A 22444-nucleotide genomic window follows, 5' to 3' on the forward strand; every position below is an offset into this window, starting at 1 on the left:
GGTGATATGTAAGATGAAATGGTTGGAGAAAAAATGGGTGTCTATCCCGCTTCTATGGGTAACGGTCATCTTAATCTGGCAGCTCGGCGCCCTCATCTATGGGCCTGACGTAATCCCTGGTCCGTGGCACACGATCCTGGGAGCACGCGAACTGATTGCTGACGGTACGCTGATGCAGTATATCGGAATCAGCTTCACTCGTGTACTGGCGGGCTGGGTACTGGGAAGCATCATTGCTATTCCAGTAGGATTAATTATTGGCAAGGTGCATATCATCCGGCTGTTCGCCGAGCCATTCCTTAACTTTATACGTTTTATCCCGCCAATTGCCTTTATTACCTTATTCCTGGTGTGGTTCGGAATTGGAGAGCAATCCAAGATCGCGCTTATTATGTACGCAACCTTCTTCATTGTTGTGCTGAATACACTGACAGGTGTGCTCTCCGTTGAAGAAGATAAAATCCGGTCGGCCCGCAGTATGGGAGCCAATGAACGGCAGATTCTGTTACATGTAATTGTTCCGGCAACAACCCCGTATATCTTCACGGGTGTGCGACTGGCGATGGGGACTTCTTATATGGCCATAATCGGTGCTGAGATGATTGCCTCGAATGAAGGAGTCGGTTACTTGATCTGGAATTCCAGACTCTTTTTCCGGACGGATTGGATCTTTGTCGGGCTGATTTCCCTGGGCTTTATGGGATTCCTGACGGATCGATTGTTCAACTGGTTTGGTCGCAGAGTACTCTACCGATATGGGGTCATTGGCGGAGCGAAGCGGGTCTGAATTAGAACATAGGAACACTGGATTATAAAGGATACGAAGGATACGTTAAAGGGAAGTTATCTTGTTTTAACGTTTGATCAATAACCTGTTTTGGTACTTCTACACGAGACCAAAACAGGTTTTTTGTGTGCTGGCGTAAGGAGTTTCGGCATTGGGATCAAACCGTGGTATAATTGAATTTCAAAAATACAATAAACGTCATGCGGGCTGTACATATGCTGCATGCAGGAGACATTATGGATTGGATTATTGGCGCCGTATGCGCTTCTATGGTGGCAGGTGCTGCCTATGCGAAAAAGTCGCTAACCCTGTCTGGCTGCCTGGCAGCCATCATGATGGGAACGATATATTACGGAGCCGGTAACCTGTTCTGGTTTGGCACGTTATTGTTGTTTTTCATTACTTCAACGTTGCTCTCCAGGTTTCGTAAAGATCGGAAGCAGGAGCTGGAGAAATCCTATGCCAAGTCAGGAAATCGGGATGCCGGACAAGTGATGGCTAATGGTGGGATGGGCATGTTCCTATGTCTGGGATACTGGATATTTCCACATCCGGCATGGGTATATGCTTTCATTGGTGTAATGGCTACCGTTACATCGGATACATGGGCAACCGAAATTGGGAGTCTCAGTCGCAAGCCGCCGCGCTCTGTTCTCACGTGGAAGGTACTTACGCCAGGTGCTTCAGGAGGTGTCTCACTTCTTGGCACCGTGGCTGCAGCCGTAGGCGGGGCACTGATTGGTGCGGGAGCATTCTTGTTTTCCTGGATCGCCGGGATAGAAGGGCTTAGTCTGTTTAGTTGGACTTTTGTCGGCCTTGTGGGTGGAATGGCAGGTGCTTTTGCCGATTCCTATCTGGGCGCAACCGTTCAGATGATGTATCGTTGTACCGTCTGTGGCCGTGAAGTTGAGGTACATGAACATTGCGGGCATCCGACGGTTCGGGCTCGTGGCTGGGCATGGATGAGTAACGACCTGGTGAACGTGCTTAGCTCGGTGATCGGTGGATGTGTGGCGATTGGTTTAGGTAACATTTTGGCGTGGTAAGGGGGAGTACATTTGAGCACTGTACAGGGGGACAAATCGGAGGCTATTTTGGATGCGGCCTATGGTATTTTTGGCTCGAAAGGTTTTTATGAGACGAAAATGTCTGATATTGCAGACGAAGCCGGCATCGCAAAAGGCACCATTTACTTATATTTCAAAAGCAAGGAACAACTTTTTATCGCAGTATCCAAGCGGGACTGTAACAGCTTTATCAGCCGTCTTGAATATGCTTTGAACTCGCATGAGAACACAGGTGATAAACTTGGAGCAATAGCTAAGACCCACCTTACGTATTATTATGAGCGCCGCAATCATACCAAGCTCTTCTTTATGGCACCCAATAATGATCCGGATCTGATGAAATTCATGAAGGCATTTATGAACCAATACATGAGCATGGTGTGTGAGGTATTGGAAAGTGCAAGTGTACCTGAGCCTGTATTGCTCGCGGAAGCCTATATTGGAATTCTGGACCGGCTGAAGATGGATATTATGTTGAATCCGGAGTTTAATGAGGAACATCTGAACAAACGAATTGCTTTTGCAGCAGCATTGTTTCTGGATGGATGCCGTTCTTTTTTACAAGTGTAAAGTGAGTGCACGGATGTACGTGATATTGAATTTTAATTTACAGAGAAGTGGGTACGAACAATGAACATAATGACGGTAGAGCAAATTGCAAAAAGTTATGGCGAAAAAATATTGTTCAAGGATGCTTCATTTGGCATGGCTGATCAGGACAAGATTGGTGTCGTTGGGGTAAATGGAACCGGTAAATCCACGTTTTTGCGTGTGATCTCTGGTATGGAACCCCCAGATGCGGGACAGATCTCCATTGGTAATGACGTACGTATTCAGTTCCTGGCACAGAATCCGGACTTCAATCCGGATAATACGGTACTGCAACAAGTATTCGAAGGTGACAGCATGGAAATGAAAACCGTGCGTGAATATACGGAAACCATGGAATTATTGGAACTGAATTCGTCCGATCCAGCCTTGCAAGAGCGATTATTACGTTTGAATCAGCAAATGGAGCAGCTTCAGCTCTGGCAGATGGAGAGTGAAGCGAAGAGCATTTTGTCCAAACTGGGTATTCGTCAATTCGATGCACTGATGGGCACATTGTCTGGTGGACAACGCAAAAGGGTAGCACTCGCTGCTGCGCTGATTCATCCTTGTGAACTGCTCATTCTGGATGAGCCGACGAACCATATTGATAACGATTCGGTCGTTTGGTTGGAGCAATACTTGCAGAAACGCCGCGGCGCATTGCTTATGATTACGCATGATCGGTATTTCCTGGATCGTGTGGCGAATGTCATGCTGGAATTGGATCATGGACGTTTGTTCCGATACGAAGCCAACTATACACGTTTCCTGGAACTGAAGGCGGAGCGGGAAGAACGGGAAGCTTCTTCCGAACAGAAGCGTAAGAACTTGCTTCGGACAGAGCTTGCGTGGATTCGTCGCGGTGCCAAGGCACGGACAACGAAACAAAAAGCGAGAATTGATCGCTTCGAACAACTTAAAGATCAACAAGGAATTCAGCGCTCGGGTTCATTGGAAGTATCGGTTGGCTCCACTCGTCTGGGTAAAAAGATTCTGGAGATTGAGCATCTTTCCAAATCCGTCGGTGGTCGCAAATTGATCGAAGATCTGAGTTATATTGCTGTACCTGGAGATCGGGTAGGTATTGTTGGGCCGAATGGTAGTGGTAAGTCCACGTTGCTACAGATGATATCTGGCAAGTTGGAACCCGATGCAGGCGTGGTTGACGTCGGTCCTACGGTCAATCTGGGCTACTTCACACAGGAGCATCAGGAGATGGATGAATCTCTTCGTGTGATTGAGTACATCAAGGAAGTGGCCGAGAATGTGAAAACAGCTGATGGCTCTCTGATTACAGCATCTCAGATGCTGGAGCGGTTCCTGTTTACCCCGGCATCCCAGTGGACGCCAATCTCCCGTCTGTCTGGTGGAGAGAAGCGTCGTCTGTATCTGCTGCGTGTGCTGATGGCCGCTCCGAATGTATTGCTGCTGGATGAGCCGACGAATGATCTGGACATCCAGACACTTGCTGTACTTGAAGACTATCTGGATGATTTCCCGGGTGTTGTCTTTGTGGTATCCCATGATCGCTATTTCCTTGATCGTACTGTGGATAAAGTGCTGTCTTTTGAGGGCAACGGTGCTGTACGTGTACACGTTGGCGACTACAGTGAGTATGCGGAATGGATGCTGAAAAATGCACCTGGAACTAATCAAGAGAGTGACACAGGAGTAGCGAAGGTGAAGCAGTCATCGGAGAAAACGACGCCTGCTGTGTCAGCGGCTAAACCGAAGTTGAAATTCAGCTTCAAGGAGCAACGTGAATACGATCAGATTGATGAAAATATTGAGAAGGCCGAAGCCAATCTTGTCCGGATTAACAAAGAGATGGAAGAGTCATTTAGTGATTCTGCCCGTCTGCAGGAGTTGATGGCGGAGCAGGTTGAGGCTGAGCGTCATCTGGACGAATTGATGGAACGCTGGACCGTTCTGAATGAACTTGCAGAGCAGATTGAACAGAGCAAGTCTTGATTTATGATTAACCGTCGCCCTTTTTTCCTTCGTGACATTATGTCGCATAGGAGGAGAGGGCGTCTTTTGTCTGCGAATTTGCGATTTAATGTGAAACGTTTAGTATATTCATTACGTTGTATAAGTAAAGAATTCCATAGAAGGAGAGAACACCACATATATGTATAAGCAAATGAATGAACAGTTGGCAGTGCTCAAGGAAAAGGGGAGAATTTACGAGAAATGGACCAAGCGTCTAGAGAAGCTACAAACGGAGGAAAGCGAATGGGAAACAAAGGTAAAGCGTCGTCTGGAGCATCTCCAGAAGGAGCAGAAGGACGTTGATCGACTGAACAGTATGACATTGTCAGCATTTTTCTATCAACTGATTGGTAAGAAGACAGAACGTCTGGAGAAGGAAGAGCTGGAACTGATGGAGAGCAAGGCGGCATACGACACCGCTTGTCGCATGTTACAAGATGTACAGGAGCAACGAATTCATGTGGAGCAGGAGTTGGAGGGCGGGCGGCAGTATCAGTACTGGCAGAGCGACTACAACGCGCTGTGGGGGAAGAAGGAAGGTCGTCTGCTGGACCAGGATGCGGAATTGCAACACATGGCCGAGAACCGGGAGCATCTTGCAAGCGAACTACAGGAACTGGATGAAGCTTTCCGAGAGGGGGAATACCTGCTCTATGCCCTTGAACGTGCCGAGAAGGCTTTGGCTTCGGCAGGCAATTGGGGCGTATATGACATGATGGGTGGTGGGGTAATCTCCACGCATATCAAGCGAGGACGAATGGATGACGCTCAGGTCGCCATTATGGATGCAGGTAAGCGTCTACGACGTTTTCAGAAGGAACTGGAGGATGTAGAGATGGCAGTACACGCCGATCTGCATCTGGGAGGTCTGCTTTCCTTCGCTGACTATTTCTTCGATAACCTCTTCGTGGATTGGATGGTTCAGGACAAAATTCGCAAAGCCGAACGTCAGGTGAAGGATGGACTGAGCGCGGTTCGAAAGACCATGCATGTGCTAAGAAATGAAATACGTGATCACAAGGCAGAGTTTGAGATATTGGATCGTAAATATCATGCATATGTGGAACAGGCAGATTAAAAGATATGAAACAAAGGACACTTCCGAACGCACACCGATTTGCTGTGCTTGGAAGTGTCCTTTTTGGTTAGACGAGACATATGGATGTCATCATGATGATTTCGTTATTGTAAATGATTTTGCTTTACTTGGTTGTAATGTAGGCAGCGAGCAATCGTGCCGTATTCAGGACAGCATCCTTATGCGTACGCTCCATGGAATGAGACGCGTGAACCCCTGGACCGATCAGTGCTGCTCGGATATTGTTTCCTCCGCGTAATGCTGCACTGCCATCTGAGCCATAGTGGGGATAAATGTCGACGACGTAATCCATTCCATCTTGTTTGGCCAGCTCAATGAGACGGCTAGTCATATCATAGTCATACGGGCCAGAAGAATCTTTGGCACATATAGAAACGTCGGTTTCTTTACAACTGAGGTCATCACCGATGGCTCCCATGTCAACAGCGATCATTTCACTGATTTCCGCAGGGATATACGATGCGCCATGCCCGACTTCTTCATAGTTAGAGATGAGCAGAGAGACGTTATGTAATGGTTTCCAGCCTTCGCGATGAGCAGACTCAAGGATACCGAAGAGGGCAGCCACACTGGCTTTGTCGTCCAGATGACGTGATTTGATATAACCACTCGGCGTGATGACTGCACGAGCATCGAAGGAGATAAAATCACCAACAGCGACCCCAAGTTTCAACACATCTTCCTTGGAAGAGACGACTTCATCGATTCGAACTTCCATATGGCTCTCGGTCCGTTCAAAGGTGCGTGCGTCCGGATAGACGTGTACAGATGGGTGAAGGGAGAGAATGGTGCCTGTATATGTCTTTCCATCCCGAGTGTGGATGGTGCAATATTCGTTTTCGATACTTTGCATGGAAAATCCACCAACAGAGGTCAGTTTCAATGTGCCGTAAGATGTAATGGAGCGCACCATGGCCCCTAGCGTATCCACGTGGGCGCTCAAAGCAATCGTCTTGGACGAATCCTGCCCTGGCAATGTAAGCACTGCACCGCCCTTGTTATTCAGCTCACAGGCGATGCCCAGTGATTCTGCTTCCTTGCGGATCATCTCGATAATATGATGTGTGTAACCACTTGGACTTGGTGTGTCCAGCAATTTTTTCAGAAAAGATAGAACGTAAGATTCATCAATCGTAAAACTCATTGTTTAATTTCCTCCTTGGAACGTGGGTATGGTGTGAAACAAAATACAGCCTGTCTGGGGGAGCGAATGTGATACTACCATTCCTGACTCGCCAGCAGGCTGACTCTGTTGGTTACAATGTCCCCGTAGGGTTTCCTTTGCGCTGACTCTGGATCGAATCATTCTCCAATAGGCTGTCGGATTCATTTGAGTCAAGCGAATCCATCGATTTGAAAGAATCCAACGTAGATTTGCTTGTCGCGGAACTTTCCAATTCAGATACACGCAATTTCAATTGCTTGTTCTCGCGTTGCAGTCGGTATTGGCGATAAATGCCATATGAACCTACAATAATTCCACCGATCAGTGTACAACCGAGAATGAGCAAGATCAGCGGAATTTGTACCGTGTTAAATAACAGGTTAACTTGTACGGAATCCACATTAATGACCGCAAAGATCCCCGTGAGCAGTGCAAAAACAAGACCTGCTATGAGTGCCCATTGCATTTTCATGGTGTTGCCTCCTTGTTGAACAATTGAGAACTAGATATGCATTACCCATATTCGGGTATGTTGCATCTTGCATTGATGATAAAATCCCCTGCCCAAACGGGCAAGGGATGCAGGTCACATGGAAAGACAACCTTATTTGGTTAGTTGCTCCATCTGTTCAATCAGTTCCTTGAAGACACTCATAGCTTCACGAATCGGCTGTGGTGTAGACATATCCACACCTGCTTTTTTCAGAATGTTGATGGAGTAATCACTGCCACCGCTCTTCAGGAAGCCAAGATAACGGTCAACAGCTGGTTGGCCCTCTTCCAGGATTTGCTTGGAGAAGCTGGTCGCTGCGGAGAAGCCTGTAGCATATTTGTAAACGTAGAAGCTGTTATAGAAGTGGGGAATACGAGCCCATTCCATTTCGATATCTTTGTCGACAACCATGTCTTTACCGTGATATTTAACGTTCAGATCATAATAGATCTCGGATAACAATTGTGGTGTTAATGCGTCACCTTGTTCCGCACGTTCATGAATGATTTTCTCGAATTCAGCAAACATGGTTTGACGGAATACTGTTGTACGGAATTGATCGGCATAATAGGTCAGCAGATACAACTTTTCCTTCGGATCTGTTGATTTGTTAAGCAGATAATCCATGAGCAACGCTTCGTTGGTTGTAGATGCAACTTCGGCCAGGAAGATGGTGTACTGTGCATCACGATACGGAAGTGTTGTGTCCGAGTAATGTGAGTGAAGAGCGTGACCCATTTCATGTGCCAGTGTAAACATGCTGTTCAGGTTATCTTTGTGATTCAACAAGACATATGGGTGAGTGCCGTAAGCGCCCCAGGCATATGCGCCAGAACGTTTATTTTCATTCTCATATATATCGATCCAACGGTTATCATATCCAGTCTGCAATGCGTCTGCATAGTCCTTGCCGAGTGGTGTCAGGCCATCTTTGACGGTTTGTTTCGCTTCCTCATAGGTAATATCCATTTTGTACTCGTCTACGAGCGGAGCGAACAGGTCATACATGTGCAATTGATCCACACCAAGCAACTTTTTACGCAGGTCCATATAACGGTGCAATAACGGAAGGCTCTCGTGAATGGTATCTACCAGATTCGTATACACATCCGTTGGAATGTTATCTCCGTAGAGGGACATTTCCATTACGGAAGGGTACTTCCGAACATTAGCGTAGAACATATTTTTGGTTACATTTGCATTCAAGGCAGCCGCAATTGTATTCTTCTGTTTGGCATAGGTTTCGTATACCGCTTTGAAGGCACGTTCGCGAACTTCGCGATTAGGATTCTCCAAGAACTGAATGTAGCTACCGTGTGTCAGCTCAACTTCATTACCATGTTCATCCTTGATTCTTGGAAACTTGAGATCGGCGTTATTCAGCATGCTAAAGATCGTCTGTGGTGCTTGTGAAAGGTTGCCTACCTGAGCAAGCAAAGCCTCTTCGGTTTGGCTAAGAACGTGGGCTTTTTCCCGTTTCATCTCTTCCAGCGTAAATGTAAAAGCAGAGAGTTTTTCGTTCGCAATGAACGCGTCCAACTCATCGTCAGGAAGGGAGAGAATCTCCGGTGTGACAAAAGAAAGTGCTTCACCAACCCGTACGCCTAATTTCTGGGCTTTTTGGGACAGGTTTTGATATGTAGGATTCGCTGTGTCTTCATCTTGATGCATACGTGCATACACAAAGAGGCGTTCTATTTTGAGGCTGATCTCATCTTCAAATTCGAAGCAAGATTTGAGTACATCAGGTTGACCCAGTTTGCCTTGAAATTCGGAGGCCTTCTTGGTCAAAGACGATACTTCTTCATATTCCTGATCCCAGGCGTTCTGATCGGCAAATAAATCTTCCAGTTTCCAGCTATGTTCGGCTGGCACCTCGGAACGTTTCAATAATTGACTCATGGAAATCCTCCTTTGATGATCTGATGAATGTATGGACGAAGCTGCCTTCGTCGTGCTCGCCTGTGCGGAGAGAGACGAAGGAATCAGACTAAGTACCAGTATAACAGATAGTGATTTCTGGTATTTCAACGGCCTTCCTCCTTACGATACGAATAATCTCGTATAGTATGACCTTAGGCACGTTGAAATATTTGAACATCAGGGTTCCTTGTGATTAGGTTCCCATGTTATACAAGAAATAAACGATCAGGAAAAAGGCGAAACAAATGAGCAGGGTAGCAATAAGCGCCATTCCCCGTCTTAGTCGATCCGGGATAGAGTTGCGTCCCAGAATAAGCACAATACCAAGGGAAAAGGCAAGAATAATAAAGATGACGACATTGCTTGAGTCAAGCGGCATGGGTTAGACCCCTTTGAAGGCAGCCATTAATTGACGCCATTCATCCTCACGGTTCTCAAAATCTGCTTTTGGGAAACGGCGTTCAGCCCAGTGCATTAACGCAGGACGGCTAAGGAATGTATGGCATTCTTCGCCCCACTCTTCCGAAATTTCTCGCAGTACGAGATATTTGCCTTGAACTTCTACGGTCATCATATTCCACTTGTCTGTTTTGTATATTTCATGTTTTTTTATCATAGGTAGTCTCCAAACTAACGGTTTTGGTAAAATGATACCGTACCCTACGATTCAAAGCAAATTTTTTCGACATTTATGGAAAGATAAATTGCAAAATGGAAGCCCATACAGTATAATTAGGGTATTCGCCATAGATGTCGATATTTTTAGGAGGTTTTTCATTTGAAAGGTACAGTTAAATGGTTTAACGCAGAAAAAGGCTATGGCTTTATTTCAGTTGAAGGCGGCGAGGACGTATTCGTACATTTCTCCGCAATCCAAGGAGACGGCTTCAAAACATTGGAAGAAGGTCAAGCGGTAGAATTCGAAATCACTGATGGAAACCGTGGTCCTCAAGCAGCTAACGTAAACAAACTGTAAGAATTTATCCGGCTAACGGACTTCTATACATGATAAATTTATAGCTGAATATTAAGAACCCAAGCACAGTCCCCTCAAGGGAGGCTGTGCTTTTTTTGATTCTACATTTTCGGTGTGGATATCGGGTACATACGCTCTGGGTTTCCTGTGTGTTCAAGATGCACGATTGGTCATGCTGGACCATAACTTCAATCCGAAACCGATCAGGGCAGCCAGAGAGAAAGCCATCGCGGTGAGATAGAAGGTTTGTCTGCCTGCATGTTCCAGTAGCAGTCCGCCCAACGTACCACTTAGCAGTCCTGAAGCACTGGACCACACGATGGTGAACAAAGCCATACCCGTAGCTCTGTAGCTGTCTGGAACAAGGCGAATGATGTAGCGGACCGCCGTAACGTAGAAAATACCGAAGGTAACGCTGTGCATCGTCTGAATGGCAACGACAGCTGCAGGTGTATCGGAGACGGACATGAGAAGTAAACGAACCGTATACATCAGTGCTGCAAAAGCAATAAGCGGCAGTTCTTTATAACGGTTTCCATATTTGCTGAGTAGCAGGAAAATGGGAATTTCACTTACGGAAGAGATGAGTAAAGACCAGCCGATCAGCCCCTCACTGGCACCGAGCTCTTTCAGCGTGATGGTAAGAAAAGCCTCGTTCATCCGATGTCCCATGGCTAGCAAAAATACACAGCCAAAAAAGGTGAGCACATCTCTGCGTTTCAAAATAGCCCATAGCCCCGAAAGATCCATTTTGCTACTGCTTCCCGAAGGCTGATCCTTCAATTGAAAACTGATTAGAAGAGTAGTGGCAGCGAGACCGACACAAAGCCAGATCGTCCATCCTGGACCAAAAGATCCAAGGAAATACCCGATACTTAATGCGAAGAAGGCATACCCGATCGATCCGAAGACTCGAATGGAAGTGAAGTTTCGACCATACTTGCTGGCTGTTGTAATAGCCATCGTATCGGAGAGTGGATAGACCGGATAATAGAAAAAGTAAAACAGGGTCACGAGTACAAATACCTGACCAAAAGTCGTCGCATTGGCGAGCATGATACCTGTGATCAATTGACCACCAAGCAGAATGATCATCACTTTGCGCACCGTCTGGTAACGGTCGCTGGCCATGCTCCAGAACATATTGGAGAAAACAGAGATGAGGGGGCCGATCCCGTAGAGATAACCGATCTCAGCCCGACTGAAGCCCAGATGACTGAAGTACAGCTGGAAGTAGGATACCACCAGAACGGTGGAACCGAAGATTGTGAACATGAGAGCCCGCAGCCAGTTCTGATCTGGGCGGGCGTTGTGACTTAATTTCATGATGAGAGACTCCAATCCTGATAACAGTTCAATGATTTTATTACCCTTTCAGGGATGATGATTTACCAGCTTTCGGCACGGACATGGTAGGTTCTTGCTGCGTGCGCCGGATGACAAGCCAGACAATGATAAGTTCGGCGAGCAGGCCAAGGGATTGGGCAACAGCTCCAATCATGCCGTTCCACGCAGGGAAGATACTAACCAGTATAAGCAGCACGATTACCGTGCAGATTGCATTCGCGGTTTGCGAACGAAACATTGTTTTCGTCTGACCGCGAAGCAGAATGAGGCCATTGCTGAAATCCAGAAAAGGGAAGATCAGCGGAAATAAGACGAACGCACGCAGGGTCCAGAGACTTTGTTTCAACAGTTCGCCCTGAACGCTCATAACATTTTCGAGTACCCATGGTCCCAAGGGGGTATAGGCAATCGACACCATCATCGCAAACGGAATAAATCCGGTGACAAGCGCGAATTTTCGTACCAGTTTGGCGTCCACAAGGTAGAAATTAAGCACGATCTGATGGATGTATGTAAAGAAGCTTAGCATCAACTGCATCAGACTGCTTGCTATGGCAAAGGACGAAATGGCTAGTGCGATTCCGGTCGTTTTGCCAAGAACGATGTTAATGACCGGTCCTATAAACAGGGCTACAAAGCTGGATAGCAGTAGCGGCTTATAAAAGCGAAATACGTCTCCCTTGCTCTCGACGGGATGATCCTCAAGCTTGGCTGGCATCTTGCGCTTGATGCTGTTTCCCTCCAGAAAGCTGACCAGCGCTTCAATCATCATGCCTGCAGCAAAAATGATAGCGCCTACACGTCCACTGTCAATGCTGTCTGTATATATGAAATACAGGGATAGACCATACATGCCGGCTAAACGGAATACCATGCCGATCGTTAACCACTTGGTTCGGTTATTCGTAATGATGATCCCCTGATAGATGTTGCGGATTACTGAAAAGATACTCACATACATGAGAATTTCATATACGTCGATGACTTTGGTCAGCAAGTCCGGACTTACACCAAACAGGTATTTGAATACCCCGGTACCCACGGGGGAATAAACGATGAGAAAACCGATGAGAAGCACACAGGCAAGAAATATTTTGGTCACAAACGTGAGGGCCTGAAAGGAAAGACGATCGCGAACCAGTGCGGAACAGGTTTGCCGCAGCAGGGTGGAGGGGCGTTCCGTGAGGGTTAACAAGCTACCGGCAATAGCATAGCTGGCAATAACCGTCTCGGGATGAGCGGAACGTGCTAATGTGCTGTTTATAATGACGTGAGAAATGGTGACGAGAGAGGCGGAAATGCCAAGTGGCACAAAAAAAGAAAATAACCGTCTCCACGAAAGTGATTCACTTGACGACATGTCAACGACTCCTTTGATGGATGAAATATGGCTAGTATATCACAAAGCTTTGAACGCCGATGCGATTTTTTGTGCGGAATATGCGGCAGATCATTTGTACAATTAAGGGGATCATATTATAATAGGAATGGTTAAAAATCGCTCTAATACGTATTCAACCAAGTGGAGGCACATTTATTTTGAGCCAATCAAATCGAAAACGTCATCAATATCCGCGTGGACCGTTGGCATTGATGAGAGGGGTGTACAAATACACCATTCCGGAAACACGGAAGGCACTGAATGGATGGCGTACCCAAGCTGAGGAAATTCCGAATGAGGAATTACGTACTCAGGCACTTGCCAGTCTGAAGGATAAACAGTTTCACTGTGAAGGCGGAACCGTCTACGCTTTAGCTGATTTGTCTAACAGACACATTCTGATTCCGCTGATCGTTTCATATCAAACTATTAGTGATTATTTGGACAATCTGTGCGACCGCAGCACCTCGATGGACCCGGATGACTTTCGTCTTCTCCATCAATCCATGCTTGATGCGGTAGATCCCGAAGCGATTCCCGTCAATTATTATGCCCTCCGTGAGGAGCAGGATGACGGTGGATATCTGCGGAATCTGGTGACCACATGTCAGGAACTGACCCGTCAGTTACCAGGCTATGCGTCCGCCAAGCCCCAAATTCAGGATCTGGCAGGCCTATACACGGACCTGCAGGTATATAAGCATATCAAGCCGGAACTGAGAGAAACGGCACTGCTCGAATGGTGGTCGGAGCATCGTCATCGCACACCTCAGTTTCGTTGGAACGAATTTGCTGCTGCAACTGGCTCTACACTGGGCGTATTCATGCTGTTTCTGGCTGCGAGTGACGATCAGTTGACTGAAGAGCAAGCGGCCTCGATCCACACGGCCTATTTCCCACATGTATGCGCATTGCACATTATGCTCGATTACTTAATTGATCAGGATGAGGACCGCATCGGGGGAGATCTCAACTTCTGCAACTATTATGAGAATGTAGAGACAATGCTGGACCGAATTGCTTTTATTGTGGAGATGGCACGCAGCGATGTGCAGAAGATTCCGGGAAGCTCCTTTCACCGGATGATCATCGAAGGACTAATTGCCATTTACCTGTCTGATCCCAAAGTCAGCGAACAGCAGGAAGTTCGCGTCGTGTCCAAACGTCTGATGAAGAATAGTCCAATGACAAGAATATTTTTCTTCATTTTTAGTCGCTGGATACGGAAAAATATGTAAGTCAGGTGCGCGTTGTTGCGGAGCCTGAAGTGAAACTAGAGGAGGAAGAAACATCATGACAGCAGTAAAGAAAATCGCAGTATTAACGAGCGGTGGTGATTCACAGGGGATGAACGCGGCTGTTCGTGCGGTTGTTCGCAGTGGACTGTTTCACGGTCTCGAAGTATACGGAGTTCAACGTGGATACCAGGGTCTTTTGAATAATGACATTTTCCCAATGGATCTGCGGAGTGTAGGGGATATCATTCAACGTGGGGGGACGGTTCTTCAATCGGCACGTTGCAAAGAGTTCTACACCGCTGAAGGTCAGCAAAAAGGGGCGGACATTCTGCGTGCGCGTGGCATTGACGGTCTGGTTGTTATCGGTGGAGATGGTTCATACAACGGAGCGAACAAACTGAGCAAACTGGGCATTAACACCATGGGTCTGCCAGGAACGATCGATAACGATGTTTCATTCACCGACCATACTATTGGATTTGATACAGCTGTAAGCGTAGTGGTTGATGCAGTGAACAAATTGCGTGATACGATGTCTTCACACGAACGTTCTTCCATCGTTGAAGTTATGGGTCGTCACTGTGGGGATATCGCCCTGCATGCAGGACTTGCTTCGGGTGCTGAGACGATTCTTGTGCCGGAAGTTCCGTTTGACATGGACGAAGTGGCAGATCGTATGAAAGCTAACTTCGCACACGGCAAACGTCACAGTATTATCATCGTTGCTGAAGGCGTGGGCAAGGGTGAGGATGTAGCGAAAGAACTGATGGAACGTTGCCCGACGTATGAGCCGCGTGTAACCGTTCTGGGTCACATTCAGCGTGGGGGTACACCAACACCTTTCGACCGTAACCTGGCAAGTCGTCTGGGCGATTTCGCTGTTCGCAGTCTGATTGCAGGCGAGACAGACAAAGGTTGTGGCATTATCAAGGGTGAGCTTACCCTGACGGATATCGATAAAGTGGTTAACACGAAAAAAGATTTCGATATGGAGACTTACGAGCTTGCACAACGTTTGTCCCAATAATTCAATTCATAAGCAAAGAGCACAATCCCGTAATGACGAGGATTGTGCTCTTTTTGTTGTTCGGTGGAATAGGAGATGCCTACGCCTTGCGGAGTGCGGCTTGTTTTTGTACCAGGAAGAGTCTCCAGAGAAGCGCAGTTGCTCCTACAGCAAGGCCTGCAATGAGTCCGATCCAATATCCAAAGGCGCCGAGTGAAGTATACGTAGCTGTAAGATAACCTACAGGCAGACCAATAATCCAATACGCTACGAACGTAATGATCAGTGCCGGATTAACATCTTTGTAGCCACGTAATGCTCCTTGGGTCGGTGTAGCAATCGCATCCGAGATTTGAAAGAAGATCGCGTAGATGAGGAAATGCTGTGTGAGTGCAATGACCTCTCGATCATTTGAATACACGCCTGCAATCTGTTCGCCGAACACAATCAACACGATGGCTGTTAGCAATGAAAGCCCGATGGCTCCACCAATTCCGAGCAGACTGTATTGCTTGGCGTCTTTCAGACGTCCTGCGCCTGCCTCAAAGCCCACAAGGATCGTAAGTGCCATACATATGCTCACAGGCAACATGTAGAGCGTAGAAGCGAAGTTCAGTGCCGCCTGATGGGCAGCTATTGTTGTGGTGTCGAAACGGCTCATCATTAAGGTCACCGCAGCGAAGATGGATGTTTCGAAAAAAGTCGCGAATCCAATCGGAACCCCGATTTTGAGTAACTCTTTCCATTTGGTCAAGGATACACGGGTCCACTGACGGAAAATGCCGTATTGGGCGAAAGGCTCGACCCGATGGACAAAAAAGAGACTAATAAGAAAGATGAGCCAGTAGGTACATGCTGTAGCGACACCAGCACCAACTCCGCCCAATTGTGGGAAACCCCAACGGCCGAAAATCAGCAGATAATTCAGAAAGATGTTAACGGGCAGGGAGACCAACGTAATGAACATCGTAGTTCGCGTCTGACCAAGAGCATCCATGAAGCTGCGCAGTACCGTATATCCGAAGAGCGGAATGATACCAAAAGCAAGTGCACACAAGAAATAGAAAGCAACTTGGGCAACACGGGGTTCCAGAGGCATTCCGTTCAGTATAGGGCCAAGTAACAACGCCCCTCCTCCGAGAACGAGTAGACTGACAGCAATACCTAGATACAACGCTTGTATGACGTTATACCCGATCTGATCATTCCGTTTGGAACCTAGCAGATGAGAAACGACAGGCGTTATGCCGATTAGAATCCCGCTTAGTCCAGTTTGCACGGGCAACCATAGACTTGTGCCGATGGCCACTCCTGCAAGGTCTGCAGGGGAGAACTTGCCTGACATATTCGTGTCGAAGAACGACATGGCTGAGAGGGCGATTTGAGTGGTGAAGATGGGCAAAAATATAATCAGGAATTGCTTCACTTTTTGGGAAAAGCTTGTTGTGTTCATGTTCACTGGCAGTGCCTCGCTATTCTAAAGAGATGTCATCCAAGTGTCATATATGGACAGCTATTTATTGTAGTGGATTTTGTCCGTTTTGAATAGGGACAGAAGCGTAGGGGCGTACTAAGAAAAATGAACACCAAAAAACCTCGCTCCGCTTCAAGCAGAACGAGGTTGAGTGAAATATAGAAATATGAAAGAGGCCGGATTACTTATAATCTACACCTGAAGTGTATCGGTTGGACGCATTCCAGAGCAGATATTGATCCACATCCATGTCTTTCATCGCTCTAATCTGGTCTTCCACTTGCTTCTTGCCATACTTGATATAATGTCCACTGCCCAGCCAGCTTGCTGTAAAATCCTGAATCCAGGGACGAATGACCGGTTTGAGCTCCTTGGTAGGGTCCAGTTTCTTGTGTGTGTCTTCCATCGAGCCTTTGATGGTCGTGTAAGGATCTTTGTCAGGGTCCTTCACCCCATACCAGCCAGTTGAATAGTGACTCGGGTATACCATTGGTGAGATCACATCCACATTTTCGGATATTTTAACAAAATCCTGTCCAATACCTTCAGCCGCAGGTACAGAAGCCGCATAACCGAAGATATCTACCGAGACACGAACACCTAGAGGTGCCAGTTCTTTGCGTGCATATTGCACGAATTCAGCCACAATATCAACTCGGGACTTGTCGGATTTGGTATATTTCAGTACATCCGCACGAGTTTCGAAACCTTCCGGGAAACGGACGTAGTCAAACTGAATCTCTTTGAATCCCAGTTTGGCCGCTTCCTTGGCAATCTCGATATTATAGTCCCATACTTCCTTGCTGTATGGATTTACGAAGCTGTCGCCTTTGCCATTCGCCCAAACCGAACCATCCTTGTTTCGGAAAGAAAGCTCCGGATTCTTCTTCGCAAGAATGGTGTCTTTGAATACAACGACACGTGCGATTGGGTAAACCTCATGTTTTTGTAATCGTTTCATCAAGGCATCGATATCCCGAATAAAAGGTTGGGACTTGCCCATTTTCTGTAGTGCTTTGTTTTCTGTGGGATAAGTTATGTATCCGAGATCGTCTTTGATATCAATGACCATGGCATTCAGTTCCGTACTGTCTGTCAGCTCCAGCAATTCTTTCATACGTGTGCCGCCGGCACTGTAGGCCGTTACATAGATACCTTTGACCACGGGGGCATCAGGTTGTGGGTCAATTTTAGCAGGTGGATTATCGGCATCAATAACAACCTGATCTTTTTGAGATTGGATAATTGCGGTGTTAAAACTGTTGGTTAACGATTGGAATTGAGGATTTCCCTGATCTGCCACTGCCGGGGCACCACCAAAGCCTCCAAAGGCCATAGCCAGTAAAGCCCAAAACATGTTCATTCATTTCCACTCCCTTATGTGCATTCCATGTATGAATTATACATTAAAGCCTCCGGGCTTTTAACCATATTAATCAAGTAATGAAACACATGGAAAAAATGAAAACCGCTTCCTGCTGAGGAAATCCCCTGCAAGAAGCGGCGTAATCAATCTAAAAAAAATTATTGAATGTAAATCTCATTTTGATGCTCACAAATACTGTACTGAATGATTTCCATTGCATCTCCCTGTTCCAGGATGCCCAGCCCATCCCGGAGGACAATCAGCGAGTCGAGTTCATTCGGTTTCAAGAAAGGGAGCATTTCCGGGCACCATCTGTTGACAATCTCAAACAGTTTTACCGTTTCCATATCCACATTAATCACCCTTTCCTACTCGAATTCCAAAATGGTAAGTCATTCGGCGCGATTCGGGAAAGCATATGGCCTGTGAAAATTGAAGGGTTGAACCTGCTATACAACATATTTAGGAGCCGTACACCGTTATTATACCACAATGTTGTGAATTGTTAACCGTACAGGTGTCTCAACTTCTGCGGAATGAGCCCATAACACCAACCGTTTCCACAATGTTAACAAAGGCGTTTGGATCTGTTTCCTTGATAATACGTTTGATTTCAACCAACTCGTAACGGGTGGTAACGGTCATAAGCATGTCCTTTTCAATATCCGTGTACGCGCCTTGAGTCTTAATCTTGGTAACCCCACGTGGTCGAACAAGTAATTTCTTCAACATGGATTCGGTTTCGTTTGTAATGATGTATAGCGTTACTTTGACGTGACTGATATGAATCAGATCAAGCACTTTGCCTGTAATGTAGATGGACACCATAGAGGCCAAGGCAGTATTCCAGTTGTCACTCAGATATCCCGCGAGCATAATGATGGTACCGTTCATGCCAGCCATTACCGTACCGATCGGAAAGTCTCGTTTACGCGTGAAAATGGAACCGACAATGTCCAGACCGCCTGTGGAGCCGCCGACTCTGAAGGATACGCCAGTGCCCAGTCCAATAAGTACACCGCCAAATACAGAGCTTAGCAAAGGGTCTGTAGCCACAGCAAAAACAGGCAGAAGCGCAATGAACCAGGAAGTGGCTGCTACCGAGAGAATACTTAATGTAATGAAGCGTCGTCCAAGAATAAACCAACCTGCAATAAGCAGGGGAATGTTGAGAACAAAATACATTATACTAAGATTCAAAGTCGTGAAATAACCCAGAAGCATGGAAATACCGGATACCCCGCCGCTTAAAAGCTGATGGGGAACCAAAAACCAGTTGAAGCCGCAGGCAATAGCTGCAGCACCCAAAATGATCACTAAAGAGTGCCAAATTATTTTGGGCAATTTAATCACCTCATTTATATTTAAAACCAGATTGCTGGTAATCTTGAATTGTTTTGTGATATAATAATTTGTGGATATTCTTGAGTAGGAAACTTTTCCTAAATGGAGCAATAAAATTTTGAAATGTTTCAAACACATGTATGTAGTTTTAGTCTTATGTTGGGGACCCATTCAATGGAATTATATTCGTCGTGAAAATAATTCGTCCCGTTGGGATACCCTATAAATATTAACGCTACTTAAGAATACAGACAACAAAGTGGATTGTCCACCATGTCCACCATATAAAAGGAGCATGAATAATTTTGACAAATTTAAATTTCACAGATTTCAATCTTGAACCACTGGTGCTGCAAGCCATCACTGAGCTCGGGTTTGAAGAAGCAACACCGATCCAATCCAAAGCGATTCCTTTGGCACTCGAAGGCAGAGATTTGATTGGTCAAGCTCAAACAGGTACGGGTAAAACAGCTGCATTCGGTATTCCGTTGATCAGCAAAATCACGAAAAGTGACGAGAAAATCCGCGCCCTCATTATGGCACCTACACGCGAACTTGCAATTCAAGTTGCTGAAGAGATCGAAAAACTTACTCGCTTCAAAGGTCTGCGCTCCCTGCCAATCTATGGCGGACAAGATATCGTTCGTCAAATCCGTGCACTGAAAAGAAAACCACAGATCATCATTGGTACACCTGGACGTCTCCTTGACCACATCAACCGCAAAACAATCAAACTTGATGATGTACAAACTGTTGTATTGGATGAAGCAGATGAAATGCTCGACATGGGTTTCATGGAGGATATCCAATCCATCCTGAAACAAGTTCCAGACGAGCGTCAAACTATGCTGTTCTCAGCAACAATGCCTCCTAACATTCAAAAATTGGCACAACAATTCTTGAACAATCCTGAGCACATCTCTGTGATTCCGAAACATGTTAGTGCACCATTGATTGACCAATCCTATATCGAAGTACCTGAGCGTCAAAAATTCGAAGCGTTGAGCCGTTTGTTGGATATGGAATCTCCTGAACTGGCGATCGTATTCGGACGTACAAAACGTCGTGTTGACGAATTGGCTGAAGCTTTGCAAAAACGTGGATATTCTGCAGACGGTCTTCATGGTGACTTGTCCCAGAATCAACGTGATGCGGTAATGCGTAAGTTCCGTGACGGCAGCATTGACGTACTCGTTGCAACAGACGTGGCTGCACGTGGTCTCGACGTATCTGGCGTAACTCACGTTGTTAACTTTGACCTTCCGCAAGATCCGGAGAGCTATGTTCACCGTATCGGTCGTACAGGTCGTGCGGGTAAAGAGGGGGCTGCTTGGTCCTTCGTTACACCGCGTGAGATTGATCACTTGCACTTCATCGAGCGTGTAACACGTCACCGTATTCCACGTAAACCACTGCCAACAATGGCAGAAGCGGTTGAAGGCAAACAACGTTTGACAGCAGAGCGTTTGCTGGAAATCGTACAATCGGGCGAACTGAACGAATACAAAGGTATCGCGATTCAAATGCTTGAGCAGTATGATTCTGTTCAACTGTTGTCGGCTGCACTGAAGCTCCTGACAGGTGACAAAAAAGATGCTCAAGTTGATCTGACTCCTGAAGATCCGATCCGTGCGAAGCGTCGTAAACCAGATGTTCGCTCAGGCGGACGTAAACCATCGGGTTACAGCGGTAACCGCACAAGTGGTAGCGGCGGCAGTGGTGGTGGTTACAACCGTGATCGCAACAGCAGTGGCGGCGGACGTGGCGGCTACAACCGTGATCGTAACAGCGGAAGCAGCAGCACTGGTAGTGGAAGCAGAGAAGGTGGTTACAATCGTGACCGCAAACCGCGTCCAAGCAGCAACGAAGGACGTCGTCCAGCGAAAGATTCTTCTTTCGAGTAATATAAACGTATGAACTGGAAAATGGAGCAGGCAACTGCTCCATTTTTTTTGTTTTCAAATGGCTGTATCGTCTTTTGCTCACTGGCAAAAGCACTGGTCAGGGGCTTGGCCGATCTCTTTTCGGGAAGTGCTGGCTTTTCCTATCTATAATAAGGTATATTAATATTAGACTTTAGGTATACGCAAGGCTGCGGAGGAGGAGAAATGTTTGGAATTTAAAGGAGCTATGGGCGGGATATACCGGCTTACAGAGTGGATTACGCGACTGGCCGCAACCAATCTGTTGTGGGCTATTTGTTCGTCGCCGTTCTTGTTTTTCTTGATTATGAAACTGCTCGTTATGCAGCAGAACCTCGCCAACGAATCATTACAAATGAACTGGGCTATAGCCATTGTGGCACCGCTTACACTATTCCCGGCGACGTCGGCGCTGTTTACGGTTGTTCGTAAATGGAATATGGGCGATACGGATGTGCCGATCTTCCGTACTTTCTTTGTAGGTTACAAGGAAAACTATAAGCAAAGTTTAATTGGGGGCATTTTTTACACACTGCTGTTCGCGATTATGTATCTGGATTATACGGTATACATGACGCAGTTCCGCAACATGCAGCTCGTAGGAATCATTATGCTTGTGCTGCTTCTCTTGTTATTTGTATCACTCTTTAACTTTTTCTCGATGGTTGTACACTACCATATGTCCATCGGGCTCATTATCAAAAATGCGGTATTGCTTACGCTGATCAGACCTTTCCGTGTATTCTCCACATTGCTGGGAAGTGGACTGTTGTTCTACATCGGTTTCCAATATCCGGTTTTGTTCATTTTCTTCATTATCAGTATCATCGCCTGGTTTGCTTTCTTCAACTTCTACGCAACCTTCAATAAAATGCAGGAGCAGATGGAGAAGATGCAGTTGAAGAAGGAAGAAGAGGAAGCCGCTGCGCTGGCTGAGGAATCAGCAGAGAACGGTGAAGCATCTGAGCCATCAGACGACAAAAACATTACACTGCAAAAATAAAACATGATGGATCGCCATTTACTTTTTACACAGTTAGGGATATAATAATTGTACATCCTGCGATGTACGTTTCGGTTATTCGTTGTTTTGAACCAATGATGACGTCTTCGGGAGATCAACACAGAATGTTGCTGAAAAGCCCTGTCTATACGACATGGGGACTTCAAAAAGCATTTTTGCGGTCACCCACCTGCCAAGCAGGTTCATAAGACAATGTAGCCGGACGGCATAGGCGGGTTTCTAAATTTTCATGTACAGCACCCTGACTTT

The 22444-nt window shown here is 46.4% G+C and carries 21 protein-coding genes and 1 other RNA gene; 11 read left to right on the plus strand and 11 right to left on the minus strand.

All coding sequences use genetic code 11. From position 1 onward, the window contains the following. Window positions 1-13: 13 nt before the first annotated feature. The 5 genes from MHI06_RS10180 (at window position 14) to MHI06_RS10200 (ending at window position 5515) form a co-directional block, all read left to right on the plus strand. Window positions 14-787 carry an ABC transporter permease gene (locus tag MHI06_RS10180; RefSeq protein ID WP_145319349.1) on the plus strand — a complete coding sequence of 258 codons (774 nt, stop codon included), beginning with the start codon at window positions 14-16 and terminating at the stop codon, window positions 785-787. A gap of 236 nt (window positions 788-1023) precedes the next feature. Beyond that, entirely contained in the window at window positions 1024-1833 is an 810-nt protein-coding gene (locus MHI06_RS10185; RefSeq protein ID WP_340401387.1) for a DUF92 domain-containing protein, read from the plus strand. A 12-nt stretch (window positions 1834-1845) separates the two neighbouring features. Further along, window positions 1846-2424 carry a TetR/AcrR family transcriptional regulator gene (locus MHI06_RS10190; RefSeq protein WP_017689402.1) on the plus strand — a complete coding sequence of 193 codons (579 nt, stop codon included), beginning with the start codon at window positions 1846-1848 and terminating at the stop codon, window positions 2422-2424. 60 nt (window positions 2425-2484) lie between these two features. Next, window positions 2485-4416: an ABC-F family ATP-binding cassette domain-containing protein gene (locus tag MHI06_RS10195; protein ID WP_340401388.1), complete on the plus strand. Its 1932-nt coding sequence runs from the start codon at window positions 2485-2487 to the stop codon at window positions 4414-4416. A 160-nt stretch (window positions 4417-4576) separates the two neighbouring features. Then, complete coding sequence (locus MHI06_RS10200) at window positions 4577-5515, plus strand: hypothetical protein (RefSeq protein WP_340401389.1); 939 nt, start codon at window positions 4577-4579, stop codon at window positions 5513-5515. A gap of 124 nt (window positions 5516-5639) precedes the next feature. On the opposite strand, the gene MHI06_RS10205 is transcribed toward MHI06_RS10200, so the two are convergent. The 5 genes from MHI06_RS10205 to MHI06_RS10225 form a co-directional block, all read right to left on the minus strand. Then, the gene (locus MHI06_RS10205) at window positions 5640-6680 is read right to left on the minus strand and encodes a M42 family metallopeptidase (protein ID WP_340401390.1); all 1041 of its coding nucleotides are present in this window, start codon (window positions 6678-6680) and stop codon (window positions 5640-5642) included. A gap of 112 nt (window positions 6681-6792) precedes the next feature. Further along, the gene (locus MHI06_RS10210; protein WP_047842377.1) at window positions 6793-7173 is read right to left on the minus strand and encodes a lipopolysaccharide assembly protein LapA domain-containing protein; all 381 of its coding nucleotides are present in this window, start codon (window positions 7171-7173) and stop codon (window positions 6793-6795) included. 132 nt (window positions 7174-7305) lie between these two features. Next, window positions 7306-9096: an oligoendopeptidase F gene (pepF, locus tag MHI06_RS10215; protein WP_340401391.1), complete on the minus strand. Its 1791-nt coding sequence runs from the start codon at window positions 9094-9096 to the stop codon at window positions 7306-7308. Between the two features lie 214 nt (window positions 9097-9310). Beyond that, window positions 9311-9496 carry a hypothetical protein gene (locus MHI06_RS10220; RefSeq protein WP_062833637.1) on the minus strand — a complete coding sequence of 62 codons (186 nt, stop codon included), beginning with the start codon at window positions 9494-9496 and terminating at the stop codon, window positions 9311-9313. Window positions 9497-9499: 3 nt separating this feature from the next. Continuing rightward, window positions 9500-9733: a hypothetical protein gene (locus tag MHI06_RS10225; protein ID WP_017689395.1), complete on the minus strand. Its 234-nt coding sequence runs from the start codon at window positions 9731-9733 to the stop codon at window positions 9500-9502. A 162-nt stretch (window positions 9734-9895) separates the two neighbouring features. Between MHI06_RS10225 and MHI06_RS10230 the strand changes: the two genes are divergently transcribed. After that, window positions 9896-10093: a cold shock domain-containing protein gene (locus MHI06_RS10230; protein ID WP_017689394.1), complete on the plus strand. Its 198-nt coding sequence runs from the start codon at window positions 9896-9898 to the stop codon at window positions 10091-10093. A gap of 153 nt (window positions 10094-10246) precedes the next feature. Here MHI06_RS10230 and MHI06_RS10235 read toward each other — a convergent pair whose 3' ends face one another. Together MHI06_RS10235 and MHI06_RS10240 are read right to left on the minus strand one after the other, a co-directional pair. Beyond that, the gene (locus MHI06_RS10235) at window positions 10247-11419 is read right to left on the minus strand and encodes an MFS transporter (RefSeq protein WP_340401392.1); all 1173 of its coding nucleotides are present in this window, start codon (window positions 11417-11419) and stop codon (window positions 10247-10249) included. 40 nt (window positions 11420-11459) lie between these two features. Continuing rightward, on the minus strand, window positions 11460-12800 hold the full coding sequence (locus MHI06_RS10240; RefSeq protein ID WP_340401393.1) for a multi antimicrobial extrusion protein MatE: 1341 nt from the start codon (window positions 12798-12800) through the stop codon (window positions 11460-11462). A gap of 179 nt (window positions 12801-12979) precedes the next feature. Between MHI06_RS10240 and MHI06_RS10245 the strand changes: the two genes are divergently transcribed. Both MHI06_RS10245 and pfkA read left to right on the plus strand, forming a co-directional pair. Continuing rightward, entirely contained in the window at window positions 12980-14059 is a 1080-nt protein-coding gene (locus tag MHI06_RS10245) for a tetraprenyl-beta-curcumene synthase family protein (RefSeq protein ID WP_340401394.1), read from the plus strand. A gap of 55 nt (window positions 14060-14114) precedes the next feature. After that, on the plus strand, window positions 14115-15086 hold the full coding sequence (gene pfkA, locus MHI06_RS10250; RefSeq protein WP_169478620.1) for a 6-phosphofructokinase: 972 nt from the start codon (window positions 14115-14117) through the stop codon (window positions 15084-15086). A gap of 79 nt (window positions 15087-15165) precedes the next feature. Here pfkA and MHI06_RS10255 read toward each other — a convergent pair whose 3' ends face one another. The 4 genes from MHI06_RS10255 to MHI06_RS10270 form a co-directional block, all read right to left on the minus strand. Further along, window positions 15166-16518 carry an MATE family efflux transporter gene (locus MHI06_RS10255; RefSeq protein WP_340402088.1) on the minus strand — a complete coding sequence of 451 codons (1353 nt, stop codon included), beginning with the start codon at window positions 16516-16518 and terminating at the stop codon, window positions 15166-15168. 202 nt (window positions 16519-16720) lie between these two features. After that, complete coding sequence (locus tag MHI06_RS10260) at window positions 16721-17902, minus strand: putative glycoside hydrolase (RefSeq protein ID WP_340401395.1); 1182 nt, start codon at window positions 17900-17902, stop codon at window positions 16721-16723. A gap of 161 nt (window positions 17903-18063) precedes the next feature. Continuing rightward, window positions 18064-18252 (minus strand): hypothetical protein, encoded by a 189-nt coding sequence (locus MHI06_RS10265; RefSeq protein ID WP_029880762.1) that lies wholly within the window; start codon window positions 18250-18252, stop codon window positions 18064-18066. Window positions 18253-18427: 175 nt separating this feature from the next. Continuing rightward, entirely contained in the window at window positions 18428-19249 is an 822-nt protein-coding gene (locus MHI06_RS10270; protein ID WP_145319319.1) for a YitT family protein, read from the minus strand. 305 nt (window positions 19250-19554) lie between these two features. On the opposite strand from MHI06_RS10270, the gene MHI06_RS10275 reads away from it, so the two are divergent. From MHI06_RS10275 to ssrS, 3 genes are all read left to right on the plus strand, one after another. Beyond that, entirely contained in the window at window positions 19555-21153 is a 1599-nt protein-coding gene (locus tag MHI06_RS10275) for a DEAD/DEAH box helicase (RefSeq protein ID WP_169478618.1), read from the plus strand. Between the two features lie 208 nt (window positions 21154-21361). Beyond that, window positions 21362-22174 carry a DUF624 domain-containing protein gene (locus MHI06_RS10280; RefSeq protein ID WP_340401396.1) on the plus strand — a complete coding sequence of 271 codons (813 nt, stop codon included), beginning with the start codon at window positions 21362-21364 and terminating at the stop codon, window positions 22172-22174. Window positions 22175-22225: 51 nt separating this feature from the next. Continuing rightward, window positions 22226-22417: non-coding RNA, 6S RNA (gene ssrS / locus MHI06_RS10285), on the plus strand. The last annotated feature ends 27 nt before the right edge of the window (window positions 22418-22444 follow it).

This window comes from Paenibacillus sp. FSL H8-0079 (genome assembly GCF_037991315.1).
Lineage (GTDB): Bacteria > Bacillota > Bacilli > Paenibacillales > Paenibacillaceae > Paenibacillus.

Excerpts from the sequence above, each read along its gene's own strand:
- MHI06_RS10205 (WP_340401390.1), bottom strand. The coding sequence starts at position 6,680 with ATGAGTTTTACGATTGATGAATCTTACGTTCTATCTTTTCTGAAAAAA.
- MHI06_RS10225 (WP_017689395.1), bottom strand. The coding sequence starts at position 9,733 with ATGATAAAAAAACATGAAATATACAAAACAGACAAGTGGAATATGATG.
- pfkA (WP_169478620.1), top strand. The coding sequence starts at position 14,115 with ATGACAGCAGTAAAGAAAATCGCAGTATTAACGAGCGGTGGTGATTCA.
- MHI06_RS10260 (WP_340401395.1), bottom strand. The coding sequence starts at position 17,902 with ATGAACATGTTTTGGGCTTTACTGGCTATGGCCTTTGGAGGCTTTGGT.
- MHI06_RS10240 (WP_340401393.1), bottom strand. The coding sequence starts at position 12,800 with ATGTCGTCAAGTGAATCACTTTCGTGGAGACGGTTATTTTCTTTTTTT.
- MHI06_RS10200 (WP_340401389.1), top strand. The coding sequence starts at position 4,577 with ATGTATAAGCAAATGAATGAACAGTTGGCAGTGCTCAAGGAAAAGGGG.
- MHI06_RS10185 (WP_340401387.1), top strand. The coding sequence starts at position 1,024 with ATGGATTGGATTATTGGCGCCGTATGCGCTTCTATGGTGGCAGGTGCT.
- MHI06_RS10210 (WP_047842377.1), bottom strand. The coding sequence starts at position 7,173 with ATGAAAATGCAATGGGCACTCATAGCAGGTCTTGTTTTTGCACTGCTC.
- pepF (WP_340401391.1), bottom strand. The coding sequence starts at position 9,096 with ATGAGTCAATTATTGAAACGTTCCGAGGTGCCAGCCGAACATAGCTGG.
- MHI06_RS10255 (WP_340402088.1), bottom strand. The coding sequence starts at position 16,518 with ATGAACACAACAAGCTTTTCCCAAAAAGTGAAGCAATTCCTGATTATA.
- MHI06_RS10235 (WP_340401392.1), bottom strand. The coding sequence starts at position 11,419 with ATGAAATTAAGTCACAACGCCCGCCCAGATCAGAACTGGCTGCGGGCT.
- MHI06_RS10220 (WP_062833637.1), bottom strand. The coding sequence starts at position 9,496 with ATGCCGCTTGACTCAAGCAATGTCGTCATCTTTATTATTCTTGCCTTT.
- MHI06_RS10195 (WP_340401388.1), top strand. The coding sequence starts at position 2,485 with ATGAACATAATGACGGTAGAGCAAATTGCAAAAAGTTATGGCGAAAAA.
- MHI06_RS10265 (WP_029880762.1), bottom strand. The coding sequence starts at position 18,252 with ATGGAAACGGTAAAACTGTTTGAGATTGTCAACAGATGGTGCCCGGAA.
- MHI06_RS10180 (WP_145319349.1), top strand. The coding sequence starts at position 14 with ATGAAATGGTTGGAGAAAAAATGGGTGTCTATCCCGCTTCTATGGGTA.